We start from the raw sequence: 14,843 nt of genomic DNA on the forward strand, positions 1-14,843 counted from the left end.
CCTCCCGGCCGGCGCGGCGTCTGGGCTTCCCGCCCGGACATTGCTTCCTGTATCGCCAGGGTAGGGGTGCCTCCGCTATCGTTTCGCGATGCAAATGCACTAGCACCGCTAGTGCAATCGTCACGCGTGCGCGGTCAGGGCGGGCGGGCATCCTTGCTGCCCCCGGAAAATCGCTCCATCCAAGAGGAACAGCATGAACGACCAGGTACTGCGTACCCAGACCGACCGCCGCCAGTTGCAGCAGATCATCGCCGGCCTTACCGAAGGGGTGATCCTGATCGAGCCGGACCAGCGCATCCTCTGGGCCAACGAGGCGGCCCTGGCGATGCACGGCGTCGATTCGCTGGAAGGCCTGGGCGCCGATACCGGCGAGTATCGCGAACGCTTTCGCCTGCGCTACCGCAACAATCATCCGCTGCAGGAGGGGCAGTACCCGGCCGAGCGCCTGGTGGCTGGCGAGTGCTTCAGCGACGTGGTGGTGGAAGTGTTTCCCGCCGCCGACGAGGACACCCGCTGGGTGCACCGCGTGCGCGGGTTGGTGCTGACCACCCCCGAGGACAAGCCCGACTGCCTGGTGCTGATCCTCCACGACGCCACCGAGTGGGCCAGCGCCGAGCAGCGCTTCGAGAAGACCTTCAATGCCAACCCGGCGCCGGCGGTGATCTGCCGGCTCAGCGACTACCGCTACGTGAAGGTCAATGTCGGTTTCCTGGAAATGACCGGCTATGCCCGCGACCAGGTGATCGGCCGTTCGGTGTACGAGCTGGACGTACTCGACCAGGCCGAGCGCCGCGAACTGGCGGTGGAGCGTCTGGGCGCCGGCGAGACCATCCCGCAGATGGAGGCGAGCCTGCGGGTGGCGGAGGGCGGACGCAAGTGCGTGGTGGTCGCCGGGCAGCCGATAGAGGTCGGCGAGGAGGCCTGCATGCTCTTCACCTTCACCGATCTCGAACCGCGGAAGAAGGCCGAGGAGGCCCTGCGCAAGAGCGAGGAGCGCTTCGCCAAGGCCTTCCGCATGGCACCGGTGCCGAGCCTGGTGCTGTGCGGCGACGACCTGCAGGTGCTGGACATCAACCAGGCCTTCAGCGAAACCTTCGGCTACCAGGCCGAGGAACTGCTCGGCGAGTCCACCGTCGCCTGCGGGCTGTGGCAGGACGGCGGCGCCGAGCGCCTGGGCGAGCTGCTGGCGCAGAGCGGCAGCGTGCGCAACGTCCAGCTGCGCCTGCAGCACAAGGATCGCAACGGCCTGGACTGCCTGGTCTCGGCCGAGGCGGTGAGCCTCAACGAGCAGGACTGCGTGCTGGTGGCCTTGCTGGACATCAGCGACCGGCGGCGCACCGAAATGGAGCTGGTGCACGCCATCGAGACGGTGATGCAGGACGCTTCATGGTTCAGCCGCACCCTGATCGAAAAGCTCGCCAACGTTCGCCGCGCCAACGCGCCGGGCACCGGCGCCGAACTGGCCGACCTGACTGCGCGCGAGCGCGAGGTGTTCGACCTCATCTGCCAGGGCCTGGCGGACAAGGAGATCGCCAAGGAACTGGGCCTGGCGCCGAACACCGTGCGCAACCACGTGGCGACCATCTACGCCAAGCTCGATGTCCACAGCCGTGGCGAGGCCATCGTCTGGGCACGCGAACGCGGATTCGCGCCGGAGCCGCGCAACGGCAACGGGCGCAAATAAACGAAGAGGGTACGAATGCACCAGGGCGGCTGGTGCATTCGTACCTGTCGCCCGCTCCCGTCGGCGCCGACACTGGCGCAGCACGCCCGGCATGCCCCCGCCCGTGGTCGTGCACCTTTTCTCCGCGGCGCGAGCCGCGCTGTCCGCACGTCTGTTCCCCTCGCCAGTTTCGCTCTGGCGGGGGGCTTCCCGCCTCCTTTCGAATATTTGCCCCTCTGCCTCTGCTGGTGCGCGACGGCATCCTGCCGGCCGTTTGCGAATGCTCGGGACTGGTTTCGTGAAATTTTAAGTGTTATTTTTCATGAAAAATAACCAATATAATTTCACGGAGGTCGCGATGTTCCTGCAATCCAACGAGCATGTCGGCACTTACTACGCCGCCGTCAATCCCGAACTGATCCAGCCGCGCCAGGCCCTGGAGGGTGACCTCGACTGCGAGGTGCTGGTGGTCGGCGCCGGTTTCAGCGGCTTGCACACGGCGCTGCGGCTGGTCGAAGGCGGACGCCAGGTATGCGTCATCGAAGCCAGCCGGATCGCCTGGGCGGCCTCCGGGCGCAACGGTGGGCAGGCGCTGCCCGGCTGGTCCAGCGACCTGCCGCCGCTGGAGGCCGACCTCGGCTACGAAGGCGCACGCCGTCTCTGGGACGGCATGCTCTGGGCGGCCGGCGAGATGCGCGAGTTGCCGCAGCGACATGGCTTCGACTGCGACTACCGGGTCGGCCACCTATGGACGGCGATCCTGCCGCGCCGGGTCGGCCTGCTCTACGACTGGCAGGCCGAGGCCAACCGTCGCTGGGGCTACGAGGGGCTACGCTTCGTGGCGAAGGACGAGTTGCCCGAATGGATCGCCAGCGAGCGCTACCTTGCCGGTCTCTACGATCCCCACGCCGCACACCTGAATCCGCTCAAGCTGGCGTTCGGCCTGGCCGCCGCCATCGAGCGCGCCGGCGGGCGTATCCACGAGCGGACCCGGGCCCTGAACTATCGCGAGGAGGGCGACGGCTACCGGGTCCGTACCGAGCACGGCGAGATCCGCTGCGCGGCGCTGGTGCTGGCCTGCAACGCCTACATCGACGGGCTGGACAGCGAGCTGTCGCAACGGATGCTGCCGGTGGGCACCTATCAGGTCGCCACTGAGCCGCTCGGCGAGGAACGGGCGAAGTCGTTGCTGCCGCGCAACTGCTGCGTGACCGACAACCAGTTCGTCCTCGACTACTTCCGCCTGACCCCGGACTACCGCCTGCTGTTCGGCGGCGGCTGCACCTACCTGGGCGGCATGCCCAGCGACATCCGCGCCGCCACCCGGCCCTATCTCGAAAGGGTGTTCCCGCAGTTGCGCGGGGTGGCGCTGGAGTACGCCTGGGGCGGGCATATCGACTGCAGCATGCGGCGTACCCCGGACCTCGGCCGGCAGGGCAACCGCTACTGGCTGCAAGGCTACTCCGGCCACGGCGTGCTGCCGAGTCTGGCGGCGGCCAGGGCGGTCAGCGACGCGCTGCTCGGCGACGACGAGACCCTGGCGCTCTACCAGCGCCTGCGCAATCCGAAGTTTCCCGGCGGCCAGCGCTTCGCCGCGCCGCTGGAAGCCCTGGGCAAAGCGTATTACCGTTTGCGCGACCTGTTCTGAGAGGGCCTGGAGCCGAGATGAGCGAAGTAGCCGACGACCTGGCGGAGATCGCCAGCCTGGTGCGCGAATTGCGCAAGCGCAAGGGCATCACCCTGCAGGCGCTGGCCGACGGCATTCGCCGTTCGGTGGGCTTCGTCTCCCAGGTCGAGCGCGGCCTTTCGCGGCCGGCGGTGGACGACCTGGTCGCCATCAGCCAGGTGCTCGGGGTGCCGGCGACCTACTTCTTCTGCTCGCCGAAGATCCAGGCCTCGCCCTGGGTGACCCGCCCGGGCGAGCGTCGGACCCTGGCCTACGCTCGTGGCGCCAGCGACAACCTGGTATCGCCGCGTCTCGGCGGCGCCTTCTTCATGCTCGAAACCTGCCTTGAAGCGGGTGCCGACAGCGGCGAGCGCGACCTGCTGGACAGCTCGGAGCAGGGCGGCTACGTGCTCGAAGGCGAGCTGACCCTGTGGCTGGAGGACGAGGAGCTGCGCCTGCAGGCCGGCGACGGTTTCCAGATTCCCAGCCATATGCGCAGCCGCTACGCCAACCGCAGCCAGGCGCCGGTCAGGGTGCTCTGGGTATACGCCTGACGAAGCGCGTTACCCGGTCGTTTGCCGGATAGCGGCGAAGACTTCCGGCATCGGCGAGAACCGTCGCCGACCGATGAAAAAAGCCCGAGGCACAGGCCTCGGGCTTTTCGTCACCAGCGTCCGGAGGCGCCGCCGCCGCCGCTGGAGCCGCCGCCACCGCGGAAGATGCTGCCACCGCCGCTGCCGCCTCCCCCACCGCCGCCGCGACTATTGAGGATGGCGCTGAGGATGGCCATCAGCACTTCGCCGGGAAGCAGGAACAGGGCGTAGATGAACAGGGTCGGCGCCAGTACGCCGAGACTGTCGTCCGCCGCGCGGTCGACGTTCTGCCACAGGCCCATGCTCAACAGCCAGGCCAGGCCGGCGACCGCCGCGCTGCAAAGCAGGAAGCGGCCGATGCTGCGCCGCCGCATCCACTGCAACGGCAGCAGGCGTCCGAGTAGGGCCACGGCGAGCAGGACCGCCACATAGACACCGAGGTAGACCGGGTTGCCCCAGAGCTGTCCGCTCAGGCCGCTCTTCTTTTTCGGCTCCGGCGGGGCGCTGTCATACACCTCACCCTCGTCGACCGGTGCCGGCAGGGCCCGCGGCGGCGTGGCCTCGGGAACCGCCGGCAAGGCGTCGACGGGAGCGCTGGCGGTAGCGCTTTCCGGGTTCTTCTCGGCATCGATCAGTTGCACCAGGCTGTCCACGCCGGCCTGGATTCCGCCATAGAAATTGCCCTGGCGGAACTGCGGCGTGATCCGCTCGCTGATGATCCGCCCGGCCTGGACGTCGGTGATGGCCCCTTCCAGGCCGTAGCCGACCTCGATGCGCAGGGTGCGGTCGTTCTTCGCCACCAGCAGCAGGACGCCGTCGTCGACCTTCTTCTGGCCCAGCTTCCATTTCTCGAAGGTACGCACCGCGTACTCCTCGATGGAATCGTCGCCGGTGGTCGGGACCAGCAGCACCGCGAGCTGCGCGCCGCTCTTGGCTTCCAGGGCGGCGAGCTGTTGCTCCAGGTGCTGGCGCTGGTCGCCGGAAAGGGTCGCGGTGAGGTCGGTGACCCGCGCCGTCAGCGCGGGTATCGGTGGCACATCGGCCCAGGCGACCAGGCTGGCGAGCAGCAGCCCGGCGCCCAGTAGCAGCCGGCGCATGGCTTACTGCGCCGGTTGCGGGTTGCCGAAATCGACTTTCGGCGCGGTGGAGATGGCCGCTTCGTTTTCCACGCTGAAGTTCGCCTTGGGCTTGTAGCCGAACAGCTTGGCGGTGATCACGCCGGGGAACTGGCGCAGCAGCACGTTGTATTCCTGTACCGACTTGACGTAGCGGCCGCGAGCGACGGCGATGCGGTTCTCGGTGCCTTCCAGTTGGGTCAGCAGGTCCTTGAACAGGCCATCGGCCTTCAGTTGCGGGTAGTTCTCGGTGACTACCAGCAGGCGCGAAAGCGCCGAGCTCAGTTCGCCCTGGGCCTTCTGGAAGCGCTGCACGGCCTGCTCGTCGTCCAGTTGGTCGGCGTTCAGTTGCACGCTGCCGACCTTGGCCCGGGCCTCGGTGACCTGGGTCAGGACCGACGCCTCATGGGAGGCATAGCCCTTCACCGTGCTGACCAGGTTGGGCACCAGGTCGGCGCGCCGCTGGTACTGGTTGAGCACTTCCGACCAGGCGGCTTTCACCTGTTCGTCGCCGGCCTGCATGGCGTTGTAGCCGCAGCCGCTGAGCAGCAGGGCGAGGACGGGAAGGAGGGCATTTCTGAGGAATCGAGGCATGGTGGTACTCATCCGGGTTGAGAAAGCTCGATTGTAGACCAGCCAATGGCCAGCACGTTCCTTGTGCCGGCACGGATATCGGCGCTGTCAGGCGGTGCGGCGGCCGAACGCCAGCTTGGCCGCCAGGACCAGCAGGCAGAACACGAACAGCGCCAGCGACCAGACCGCCATGGACTGGCCGAGCAGGGTCCAGACCACTTCGCCGCACAGCCCCTCGGGCTGGAAGACCTGCGGCAGCCAGGTATCCAGCGGTATCCATTCGGGGAAGCCCATGAACATCTTGCAACTGCCCATGCCCTGGGCAGCCAGTTTCTCTTCCGCGACCAGCGACCAGGCGTGGTAGATCCCGCCCAGGCTGGCGGCGAGCATGCCCAGCGCGGCGATGCTGCCGGCGATCCGCGAACGCGGGGCGAGGCTGCCGACGATCCCGGCGAGCACCAGGCCGAGCACGTCCAGGCGGATGAAGATGCATAGCGAGCAGGGCGCGAAGCCGCGCACGTGCTGGAGGTAGAGTACGAAAGCGAGGATCAGCAGGCCGCCGATGGCGACCGCGGGCCAGAACAAGCGATTGTCGAGGGGCTTGAGGAGAGCGCTCAAGGCAGGGATTCCTGTGTCGTTGATAAGGGAGGCCGGGCCGGCACTGTGCGGCGCTGGCCGATGGTAGTCCATCAGGATTGTCCGAAGATTAAGCCGTTTGACGTAACGATGTCTGCTGCATGTTTCTCCGCTTTCGTAGGAGCTTTCAGGGAAAAACGCCGCAACGAGGCGAGCATTTGGAGCCTCCGCCGGGATAGACTATCTTGGTCTATACCAATAAGGTCCGTCATGCTAGCCACCAGCCTGGTGCTGTGCGCCGCCGTTCTCCACGCTACCTGGAACACCCTGGTCAAGTTCAGCAGCGACCGCTTGCTGGTCGTCGCCTGCATGGACGTGGTCGGCGTGCTCTGCGCCATCCTGCTGTTGCCCTTCGTCAGCCTGCCGCCGGCCGAAGTCTGGCCCTGGCTGCTCGGCGCCACCGTCCTGCAACTGCTCTACCGGGTACTGTTGATCGAGGCCTACAAGGTCGGCGACCTGGGCCTGGTCTATCCGCTGATGCGCGGGCTGTCGCCGCTGGTGGTGCTGGGCCTGACCCTGGCGTTCGGCGGCGAGCAGCTCAGCGGCCGGCAGATCCTCGGCATCCTGTTGATCCCCTTCGGCATGCTTTGCCTGCTCTGGGGCGGCGGCGGTTCGCGGCTGCCCTGGCGGACCCTGCCGGTGGTGCTGCTGATCGGCCTGTGCATCGGCGGCTACACCTGGAGCGACGGCAACGCCTTGAAGCGCTGGCCGTTGGCGCTTGACTACCTGGTCTGGCTGACGCTGCTTTCCGGCCTGCCGTTCCCGCTGATCGCCGTTGGCGCGCGAACCCGCGCCTTCGCCCGCTTCTGGGCGCTGGAGTGGAAGCTCGGCCTGGCGGTCGGGGTCTGCGTGCTGGCCAGCTACGGCCTGGTGCTGTGGGCCATGCAGCTGGGGTCGATCGCCGAAGCGGCAGCGTTGCGCGAGACCAGCGTGCTGCTGGCGGTGCTGTTCGGCATGCGCTTCCTCAACGAGCCGTTCGGACTGCCACGCCTGCTGGCGTGCGGCCTGGTGCTGGCCGGAATGCTGCTGATGAAGCTCTGAAGGGGCTGTGCCTTTACAGAACGAGCGGCGCCAGCTTGAGTTGCAGTTCCACAACTACAAGGAACTGCCATGACCATCGCTTTCTGGTGCGTGCTGATCGCGATCTTCCTGCCTTACGTCTGTACCTCCATCGCCAAGTTCGGCGGGGAGGGCTACGGCGGTCGGGCCAACGCCGACCCGCGGGCGTTCCTCGGTTCGCTCGAAGGCTTTCGCCGGCGTGCCAACAACGCCCAGTTGAACGCTTTCGAAGTGACCCCGGCGTTCGCCGCGGCGGTGATCATCGCCCATCTGGTCGGCAACGCTTCGCAGGCGACCCTGGATAGCCTGGCCATTGCCTGGATCACCAGTCGCCTGCTCTACGTCATCTGCTACCTCGCCGACTGGGGGCCGTTGCGCTCGCTGGTCTGGTTCGTCGGCATGCTGCTCATCGCCGCGTTCTTCGTGGTTTCCGCCTGAGCAGCCCGCTGCGGCCTATGGCCGCAGTGCGGGCGCGCGGCTCTGGATCAATCGGCGGTGGCGGCGGATAATCCGCCGCTTCCGTGATCGACCCTGAAAAAAGAGCCTTGCCATGAAGCTGAAGTCCCTGCTCGTCGTGCTGCTGGCCGGCGTCGCCCTGAGCGGCTGTCACCGTATGGATCCCAATTCGCCCGAGGCCAAGCGCCAGGCGATCTTCAAGGAAATGCTACGGACCAGCGAGGACATGGGCGGGATGCTCCGCGGACGCCTGCCCTTCGACGCGGAGAAGTTCCGTGCCGGATCGGCGAAGTTGCACCAACTGGCCGACCAGCCCTGGCAGTACTTCCCCAGTCCCAAGGCCGGCGAGGAGGGCGAGGACACCCGCGCCAAGGACGAGGTCTGGCAGCGCCAGCAGGAGTTCAAGGCCGCCACCCAGGTCTTCATCGACGCGATGAACCGTCTCCAGGACAACACCCGCCAGGCCACGCCGACCCCGGATGGCGTGCGCAAGGACTTCGCCGCGGTGGAAGACGCCTGCGAAGCCTGCCACAAGAAATTCCGCGCGCTCTGAGGCCGGACCGGGCGTCATACGCTCTGCCTGGAAGGCGCGAGGGGTAGGGCGAATGAGCGCTGGCGCTCATCCGCCGTTGCGGCAGCGCTGGGCGGCACCTGGTGTCCCGCTGCGGCGCGGATGGCGGATAACACCATGGGCGTCATACGCCTTGCGTGGGAGGCGCGAGGCGTAGGGCGGTACCTGGTGTCCTACTGCGCCTGGGCCTGTTCCAGGCCTTTCTTGGCCTCTTCCAGTTCGGCGCGGGCCTCGGCCAGCTTGGCCTTGCGTTTCTCGATCTTCTCCGGATCGCCCTTGCCCATGGCCTTGCGCAAATCCTTCTCGCGTTCGCTGACCTCGCGCTCGCTGTCGATCACCTTCTGCTTGTTCTCCCTCAGCAGGCCGGCTTCGGTGCAGTGTTCCTTGACCTCGGAGAGGGCCTTTTCCAAGCCGGCCACCTGGCCTTCGTTGGCGAACGAGCGGGCCGTTTCCAGCTTCGCCTCGATGGCGGCCTGCTTGGCGGCGCAACCGCTGAGTGGAGCGCCTTTGGCGGCGCCCGGCTGGGCGGCAGAGAGCGGCAGGGCGACGGCGAGCAGCAGCCCGGCCAGCGGCAGTGAAGGACGAATGGACATCGGTTGGCTCCTTGATCGAACGGCCGGTGCGGTTGCCGGACGACGGCTCGGCCGAGCGTCCTGGCAGGCGGATGAGGCAGGCGGCAGCCGGCGTGACAAAGGCGCAAGTGTGCCAGCAAACGGCACGGTTGTGGTTGTCCGGGAGCAAAGTACGCCGCCCCGGGGTCTCTGGAGAAGGGCCATGGTTCGGGCATTCCGGCACAACCCGGCCTAACGTTGTCCGAAGACACCGAGAACGGGAGAACCGCGATGCGTACGCTGATCCGCCTGGTTCGCACGCTTATCCTGCTGCTGGTCCTGGCGCTGCTCGCCGGCGCCTGGTGGTGGTTGCAGGACGAGGCCCTGCGCCCCCCCGCGCTGGCCGGCCACAGCGAGGACTCGAGTCTGAAGGTCGCAGGCCTGCGCCGGCATTACCTGCTCTACGTGCCGCCGGGCGTGTCCGAGGGAGCGCCGTTGCTGGTGGTGCTGCACGGCTCACGGGGCGACGGCGCGCAGATGCGCCGCATCAGCGGCTACGGCTTCGACCGGCTGGCGGCGCAAGAAGGTTTCCTGGTGGCCTACCCGGACGGCTTCGAGGGCCACTGGAACGATTGCCGCAAGGCCGCCAGCTATTCGGCGCGGCTGCGTGACGTCGATGACGTGGCTTTCCTCCGCGCGCTGGTGGCGCGGCTGGCCCAGGAATACCGCGTCGATTCGCAGCGGGTATATGTCGCCGGCTACTCCAATGGCGGCCAGATGGCTTTCCGCCTGGCCGCCGAAGCGCCGGGGTTGCCGGCGGCGATCGCAGCGGTGGCGGCGAGCCTGCCGACCACGGGGAACGATGCCTGTCGGCCGGTCGAGCGGCCGACCGCGGCGTTGCTGATCAACGGCACGCGCGATCCGATCAATCCCTATCTCGGCGGCAAGGTCAGCCTGTTCGGCTTCGGCGACCGGGGCGCGGTACGCTCGACCCTGGACTCGGCACGCTGGTGGGCCGGCCTGAACGGCATCGCAGCGCCGCCGGACGTGGCGCCGCTGACCCGTCCCGGCCCGGTCTGGACCGAGCGCCAGCGCTGGCAGGAAGACGGCCATCCGCCGGTGGAGCTGCTCAGCGTGCATGGCGGCGGCCACGTGCTGGCGCAGCCGGACTATCGCTTCCCGCGGATTCTCGGCAAGAGCGACCCGGAACTGGACGCGCCAGTGGAAATCTGGCGCTTCTTCAGCCAGTTGCCGCGATGAGGCTCAGACCTCGAAGACGAATTCCGGACGGAACCCGCCTTTCTCGTGGGGATAGCCGCCCGGATTGGCCAGCACCCGTGCCCGGCCGATGCGGTAGTCGAGGGCGTCGTGGACGTGACCGTGCAGCCAGTAGTCGGCCTGCGCCACCAGTTCGTCGAGGTTGGAAGCGAAGGCTGGCGACAGTGGGTTGCCGACGAACTGCGGCGGGATCGACAGCGCACTGGGCGCGTGGTGGCTGACCACCAGCGTCGGGCCGTCGTGGGGCCGCGCCAGCTGTTCGGCGAGCCAGTCGCGCGAGGCCTGGTGCAGGGCGATGCTCTGCTCGGGGGTGAAGTCGCCACCGAACCAGTCGATGCAGCTGAAGTCCGGCATCGATTGCAGGGCCAGCTCATGGGCGGGCGCATAGCCGTCCGCGCCATAGAGCTGGAAGTCGGTCCACAGGGTGGCGCCGAGGAAGCGCGCCGGGCCGATCCGCGCTTCGTCGTTTTCCAGGAAGTGGATCTCCAGCGCCCGGGCGATATTGCGCATCGCCTGGGTCAGGTCGGTCATTTCCGAGGAGTAGAACTCATGGTTGCCGGCGACGTAGACGATCTCGCTGTCGGCGAAGGTCTCGCGGGCCCAGTGCAGGCCTTCCAGGTGGCTGTGGATATCGCCGGCCAGCACCACCACGTCGGCCTCGACCTCTGGCAGTTGGCGTCGCCCGTCGAAATGTTCGTGGTGGAGGTCGGACAGCAGGCGGATCTTCATGGCACGGCTCGGCGGTAGGCGCGGCGGACCAGCATAGCTCCGCCCACCCCGGGGTTGAAGGCCGACAACGATTGACGCAGGTCATGGCTGTGCGGGAAAACCTCGCTGGCCTCGCTAATTCCCCCATGAAGTTAAGGGACAATTAAGACTGGACGCGCAGGGTTCATTCCAGCGATTCGCGCGTTCTGTCGGGGAGTGGTGCCAATGAAACTGTTATGGGGAGTTCTCGCCGCCGCGCTGGCGGCCTGGGGCCTGACGCTGGCCGTCGATCCGCCGGCGAGCCTGGACATCTGGGTGGTGCGCAAGCAGGCGATCCTGCTTACCGGGGTAGCGTCCTTCGCCCTGATGTCGTTGATCATGCTGCTGGCGGTGCGTCCGGTCTGGCTGGAGAAGCCGCTGGACGGGCTCGACCGCATGTACCGCCTGCACAAGTGGGCGGGCATCCTGGCCATCGTCCTCGGCCTGTTGCACTACCTGCTGGAGTTGGCCGGCCCCTGGCTGGCGGGTATCGTCGGCAAACCGGTGAAAGGCCCGCGGGTGGAAACCTTCCTCGATGTCTTCCGTGGCTCGGCCAAGGAGTTGGGTGAATGGTCGGCGTGGATTCTCGGCGGGATGCTGCTGATCACTCTCTGGCAGCGCTTCCCGTATCACCTCTGGCGTTATGTGCACAAGGCGTTGGCCCTGGTCTACCTGGTACTGGCCTTCCATTCCGTGGTGCTCGCCCCGGCCAGCTACTGGAGCCAGCCGGCCGGCTGGCTGGTGGCGGCCTGCGCACTGCTCGGTTCGGCCTGCGCACTGTTGTCTCTGAGCGGGCGGATCGGTCGCACGCGTCGCCATGCGGGCGTGGTCACCGCCGTCGAGCGGCACGGCGAAAGCCTGCTCGAGGTGACCTGCCGGCTGCAGGGCGACTGGTCGCACAGGGCCGGGCAGTTCGCCTTTCTCACCTGCGACCGCCTGGAGGGTGCCCATCCGTTCACCATCGCCAGCGCCGACCGCGGCTGCGGCGAGGTGCGCTTCAGCATCAAGGCGTTGGGCGACTACACCCGGCGCCTGCAGGACAACCTGGAGGTCGGCGCCAGGGTCGAGGTGGAGGGGCCATACGGCTGCTTCGACTTCCGCCGTGGCCTGGCCGGGCGGCAGGTCTGGGTCGCCGCCGGGATCGGCGTGACGCCGTTCATCGCCTGGCTGGAGTCGCTGCAGGCCGCGCCGGAAAGCGCGCCATCGGTGGAGCTGCACTATTGCGTGCGCAATTCCCAGGAAGCGCTGTTCGCCGGGCGCTTGCGCGAGCTTTGCGAACACCTGCCCAGCGTGACCCTGCACATCCGCTATAGCGACGAGCAGGGCAAGCCGCAGGCGGCGCAACTGGGCGTGCTGAAGAGCGCCGAAGGACGCTGGCCGAGCGTCTGGTTCTGCGGTCCGCAGGGGCTGGCCGACAGCCTGCGCCGCGATCTGCGCCGGCAGGGCATGCCGCTGCGGCTGTTCCACCAGGAAGCCTTCCGCATGCGCTGAGCCTGCCGGAAACGAAAAAGCCCCGCCGAAGCGGGGCTTTTTATCGCGCGGTCGCTCAGAGGCCGGCGGCGTCGCGCAGGAGAGCGGCCTTGTCGGTCTTCTCCCAGGTGAACGCGGTGAAGGTATCGCCGTCCACGGTCAGCTCGAACGGATGACGACCGAAGTGGCCGTAGGCCGCGGTCGGCTGGTACATCGGGTGGAGCAGGTCGAGCATCTTGGTGATCGCGTACGGGCGCAGGTCGAAGTGCTCGCGGACCAGTTGCACGATCTTCTCGTCGCTGACCTTGCCGGTACCGAAGGTGTTGATCGAGATCGAGGTCGGCTGGGCCACGCCGATGGCATAGGAAACCTGGATCTCGCAACGCTCGGCGAGGCCGGCGGCGACGATGTTCTTCGCCACGTAGCGGCCGGCGTAGGCGGCGGAGCGGTCGACCTTGGACGGGTCCTTGCCGGAGAACGCGCCGCCGCCGTGGCGGGCCATGCCGCCGTAGGAGTCGACGATGATCTTGCGTCCGGTCAGGCCGCAGTCGCCGACCGGGCCGCCGATCACGAAGTTGCCGGTCGGGTTGATGTGGAACTGGGTGTCCTTGTGCAGCAGCTCGGCCGGCAGCACCTGCTTGATGATCAGCTCCATCACGCCGTCGCGCAGGTCGTTATAGGAGACTTCCGGGTTGTGCTGGGTGGACAGCACCACCGCATCGATGCCGACCACCTTGCCGCCTTCGTAGCGGCAGGTCACCTGGGACTTGGCGTCCGGGCGCAGCCATGGCAGCAGGCCGGACTTGCGCGCCTCTGCCTGGCGCTCGACCAGGCGGTGGGAGAAGCAGATCGGCGCCGGCATCAGCACGTCGGTCTCGTTACTGGCGTAGCCGAACATCAGGCCCTGGTCGCCGGCGCCCTGGTCTTCCGGCTTGGCCCGGTCGACGCCCTGGTTGATGTCCACCGACTGCTTGCCGATGATGTTCAGCACGCCGCAGGTGGCACCATCGAAGCCGACGTCGGAGCTGTCGTAGCCGATGTCGATGATGACCTTGCGCACCAGCTCTTCCAGGTCGACCCAGGCGGAGGTGGTGACTTCACCGGCGATGATCGCCACGCCGGTCTTGACCAGGGTTTCGCATGCCACGCGAGCGTACTTGTCCTTGGCGATGATGGCGTCCAGCACCGCGTCGGAGATCTGGTCCGCGATCTTGTCCGGATGGCCTTCGGACACGGACTCGGAGGTGAAAACGGAATATTCGCTCATCAATCGGTTCCTACATTACCGGTGGGTGAGGCGGCTTTCGGATGCATCCCTGGCGAAGTGCCGGACCTGGATCTGGAAGCCATTGCGTAAACCAATGTAAAGACTCTCGCCGGGCGTGAGCCCTGCGGCGTCGGCCCACTGGGCCAGGTCCTCCTGTTCGAAACCCAACCAGAGGTCGCCGCAGGCCTCCCTGGCCCAGCCCTGGTTGTGCCGGCACAAGTCCGTCACCAGCAGGCTGCCGCCCGGATGGACCAGGCGGGCCAACTGTTTCAGCGCCTCCGCCGGCGCGGCGAAGTGGTGCAGGACCATGTTCAGCACCACGCAATCGGCCGGTTCGGCGGCGTCCTGCAGGGCATCGGCCAATTCCAGGCGGACGTTGCCCAATCCTTCTTCCTTGCAGCGCTGGCGCGCCAGTTCCAGCATCGCCGCGCTGTTGTCCAGCGCCGTGACCTGGCGGAAACGCCTGGCGAGTTCCGGCAGGAATCCGCCGTCCCCCGGGCCGACCTCCAGCGCCGTGGCGCCGGGGGCGAAGGCCAGTGCGTCGAGCAAGGCCAACACGCTCTCACGGTATTGCGGCAGTCCTGCGATCAGGTCCTGCTGGGCCTGGAACTTGTCCGCCGCGCGGGCGAAGAAGTCCTGGCTGACCGCCGCGCGCTGGGCGTGCACGGCATCGATCCGCGCCCGCACGTCGTCGGGTAGCGCCCGTTCGTCCACTTCCTCCAGCAGCGCCGCGTGCAGCGCGCCGCCGGTGCGTTCGGCCAGGGGCAGCGAACGTCGGTAGAAGATCGCGTTGCCCTCGCGGCGCGTCGCCACCAGCCCGGCCTGGGCCAGCACCTTGAGGTGGTGGCTCATGCCCGACTGGCCGATGGCGAAGATCTGCGCCAGCTCCAGCACGCCGAACGAATCGTTGGCCAGGGCGCGCAACACATTCAGTCGCAGCGAGTCGCCAGCCGCCTTGCACAGCGCGGCGAGCGGGTCGTAGTCGTCTGGTCGTATCGAAGGCACGCGAAGGCTCATGGAGGCGCAGTCTAGTACCGGGTCCGAACCCCGGCAATGCCTGTATCAAAAATTTTTGATATTGATGACGGGTGGCCGTCGCGCAATTGCAATCCGGCTGCGCCAGGCTTCTGGCAAAACCGGTCGGCAGCGACATACTGTCCCCCTGCCGATCTGTCATTGCCCCTTGGGCCTTCGGTGG

At 67.3% G+C, this 14,843-nt stretch carries 15 protein-coding genes; 8 read left to right on the top strand and 7 right to left on the bottom strand.

Annotated features, from left to right (window positions below; translation table 11 throughout):
• Positions 1-193: 193 nt before the first annotated feature.
• From AC1RB9_RS02735 to AC1RB9_RS02745, 3 genes are all read left to right on the top strand, one after another.
• Positions 194-1,684, top strand: a complete 1,491-nt coding sequence (locus AC1RB9_RS02735) for a helix-turn-helix transcriptional regulator (protein WP_003121801.1) — start codon at positions 194-196, stop codon at positions 1,682-1,684.
• 337 nt (positions 1,685-2,021) lie between these two features.
• A complete protein-coding gene (locus AC1RB9_RS02740; protein WP_003118872.1) occupies positions 2,022-3,311 on the top strand; it encodes an NAD(P)/FAD-dependent oxidoreductase in 1,290 nt (429 codons plus the stop codon).
• 17 nt (positions 3,312-3,328) lie between these two features.
• On the top strand, positions 3,329-3,883 hold the full coding sequence (locus tag AC1RB9_RS02745) for a helix-turn-helix domain-containing protein (protein WP_003101576.1): 555 nt from the start codon (positions 3,329-3,331) through the stop codon (positions 3,881-3,883).
• 110 nt (positions 3,884-3,993) lie between these two features.
• Here AC1RB9_RS02745 and AC1RB9_RS02750 read toward each other — a convergent pair whose 3' ends face one another.
• The 3 genes from AC1RB9_RS02750 to AC1RB9_RS02760 all read right to left on the bottom strand — a co-directional run bounded on the left by AC1RB9_RS02750 (position 3,994) and on the right by AC1RB9_RS02760 (position 6,228).
• Positions 3,994-5,019, bottom strand: coding sequence for a TPM domain-containing protein (locus tag AC1RB9_RS02750; RefSeq protein WP_003142752.1), 1,026 nt, complete (start codon positions 5,017-5,019; stop codon positions 3,994-3,996).
• Positions 5,020-5,022: 3 nt separating this feature from the next.
• Positions 5,023-5,631 (bottom strand): LemA family protein, encoded by a 609-nt coding sequence (locus AC1RB9_RS02755; RefSeq protein WP_003084923.1) that lies wholly within the window; start codon positions 5,629-5,631, stop codon positions 5,023-5,025.
• Between the two features lie 87 nt (positions 5,632-5,718).
• Positions 5,719-6,228, bottom strand: coding sequence for a disulfide bond formation protein B (locus AC1RB9_RS02760; RefSeq protein WP_003459347.1), 510 nt, complete (start codon positions 6,226-6,228; stop codon positions 5,719-5,721).
• Between the two features lie 228 nt (positions 6,229-6,456).
• Between AC1RB9_RS02760 and AC1RB9_RS02765 the strand changes: the two genes are divergently transcribed.
• From AC1RB9_RS02765 to AC1RB9_RS02775, 3 genes are all read left to right on the top strand, one after another.
• Positions 6,457-7,287 carry a DMT family transporter gene (locus AC1RB9_RS02765; protein WP_003101583.1) on the top strand — a complete coding sequence of 277 codons (831 nt, stop codon included), beginning with the start codon at positions 6,457-6,459 and terminating at the stop codon, positions 7,285-7,287.
• Positions 7,288-7,356: 69 nt separating this feature from the next.
• On the top strand, positions 7,357-7,743 hold the full coding sequence (locus AC1RB9_RS02770) for an MAPEG family protein (protein ID WP_003101585.1): 387 nt from the start codon (positions 7,357-7,359) through the stop codon (positions 7,741-7,743).
• 112 nt (positions 7,744-7,855) lie between these two features.
• Complete coding sequence (locus tag AC1RB9_RS02775) at positions 7,856-8,314, top strand: c-type cytochrome (RefSeq protein WP_003110213.1); 459 nt, start codon at positions 7,856-7,858, stop codon at positions 8,312-8,314.
• Between the two features lie 191 nt (positions 8,315-8,505).
• Here AC1RB9_RS02775 and AC1RB9_RS02780 read toward each other — a convergent pair whose 3' ends face one another.
• Positions 8,506-8,925 carry a DUF1090 domain-containing protein gene (locus AC1RB9_RS02780; RefSeq protein ID WP_003101589.1) on the bottom strand — a complete coding sequence of 140 codons (420 nt, stop codon included), beginning with the start codon at positions 8,923-8,925 and terminating at the stop codon, positions 8,506-8,508.
• A 249-nt stretch (positions 8,926-9,174) separates the two neighbouring features.
• Here AC1RB9_RS02780 and AC1RB9_RS02785 point away from each other — a divergent pair, with 249 nt between their 5' ends.
• Positions 9,175-10,143, top strand: coding sequence for a CE1 family esterase (locus tag AC1RB9_RS02785; RefSeq protein WP_003101591.1), 969 nt, complete (start codon positions 9,175-9,177; stop codon positions 10,141-10,143).
• Positions 10,144-10,146: 3 nt separating this feature from the next.
• On the opposite strand, the gene AC1RB9_RS02790 is transcribed toward AC1RB9_RS02785, so the two are convergent.
• A complete protein-coding gene (locus AC1RB9_RS02790) occupies positions 10,147-10,890 on the bottom strand; it encodes a metallophosphoesterase (protein ID WP_003459351.1) in 744 nt (247 codons plus the stop codon).
• 204 nt (positions 10,891-11,094) lie between these two features.
• Between AC1RB9_RS02790 and AC1RB9_RS02795 the strand changes: the two genes are divergently transcribed.
• Positions 11,095-12,399, top strand: a complete 1,305-nt coding sequence (locus AC1RB9_RS02795) for a ferredoxin reductase family protein (RefSeq protein ID WP_003142758.1) — start codon at positions 11,095-11,097, stop codon at positions 12,397-12,399.
• A gap of 55 nt (positions 12,400-12,454) precedes the next feature.
• Here the strand turns inward: AC1RB9_RS02795 and metK are convergent, their stop codons facing one another.
• Both metK and AC1RB9_RS02805 read right to left on the bottom strand, forming a co-directional pair.
• Positions 12,455-13,645 carry a methionine adenosyltransferase gene (gene metK / locus AC1RB9_RS02800; protein ID WP_003084948.1) on the bottom strand — a complete coding sequence of 397 codons (1,191 nt, stop codon included), beginning with the start codon at positions 13,643-13,645 and terminating at the stop codon, positions 12,455-12,457.
• Between the two features lie 15 nt (positions 13,646-13,660).
• Positions 13,661-14,662, bottom strand: a complete 1,002-nt coding sequence (locus tag AC1RB9_RS02805) for an ArsR/SmtB family transcription factor (protein ID WP_003113231.1) — start codon at positions 14,660-14,662, stop codon at positions 13,661-13,663.
• Between the last annotated feature and the right edge of the window lie 181 nt (positions 14,663-14,843).

Source organism: Pseudomonas sp. 20-5 (assembly GCF_056782835.1).

Coding starts and splice junctions, on each gene's coding strand:
- AC1RB9_RS02755 (WP_003084923.1), bottom strand. CDS start 5,631: ATGCCTCGATTCCTCAGAAATGCCCTCCTTCCCGTCCTCGCCCTGCTG.
- AC1RB9_RS02740 (WP_003118872.1), top strand. CDS start 2,022: ATGTTCCTGCAATCCAACGAGCATGTCGGCACTTACTACGCCGCCGTC.
- AC1RB9_RS02805 (WP_003113231.1), bottom strand. CDS start 14,662: ATGAGCCTTCGCGTGCCTTCGATACGACCAGACGACTACGACCCGCTC.
- AC1RB9_RS02795 (WP_003142758.1), top strand. CDS start 11,095: ATGAAACTGTTATGGGGAGTTCTCGCCGCCGCGCTGGCGGCCTGGGGC.
- AC1RB9_RS02735 (WP_003121801.1), top strand. CDS start 194: ATGAACGACCAGGTACTGCGTACCCAGACCGACCGCCGCCAGTTGCAG.
- AC1RB9_RS02790 (WP_003459351.1), bottom strand. CDS start 10,890: ATGAAGATCCGCCTGCTGTCCGACCTCCACCACGAACATTTCGACGGG.
- AC1RB9_RS02770 (WP_003101585.1), top strand. CDS start 7,357: ATGACCATCGCTTTCTGGTGCGTGCTGATCGCGATCTTCCTGCCTTAC.
- AC1RB9_RS02775 (WP_003110213.1), top strand. CDS start 7,856: ATGAAGCTGAAGTCCCTGCTCGTCGTGCTGCTGGCCGGCGTCGCCCTG.
- AC1RB9_RS02745 (WP_003101576.1), top strand. CDS start 3,329: ATGAGCGAAGTAGCCGACGACCTGGCGGAGATCGCCAGCCTGGTGCGC.
- AC1RB9_RS02765 (WP_003101583.1), top strand. CDS start 6,457: ATGCTAGCCACCAGCCTGGTGCTGTGCGCCGCCGTTCTCCACGCTACC.
- AC1RB9_RS02750 (WP_003142752.1), bottom strand. CDS start 5,019: ATGCGCCGGCTGCTACTGGGCGCCGGGCTGCTGCTCGCCAGCCTGGTC.
- AC1RB9_RS02785 (WP_003101591.1), top strand. CDS start 9,175: ATGCGTACGCTGATCCGCCTGGTTCGCACGCTTATCCTGCTGCTGGTC.
- AC1RB9_RS02780 (WP_003101589.1), bottom strand. CDS start 8,925: ATGTCCATTCGTCCTTCACTGCCGCTGGCCGGGCTGCTGCTCGCCGTC.
- metK (WP_003084948.1), bottom strand. CDS start 13,645: ATGAGCGAATATTCCGTTTTCACCTCCGAGTCCGTGTCCGAAGGCCAT.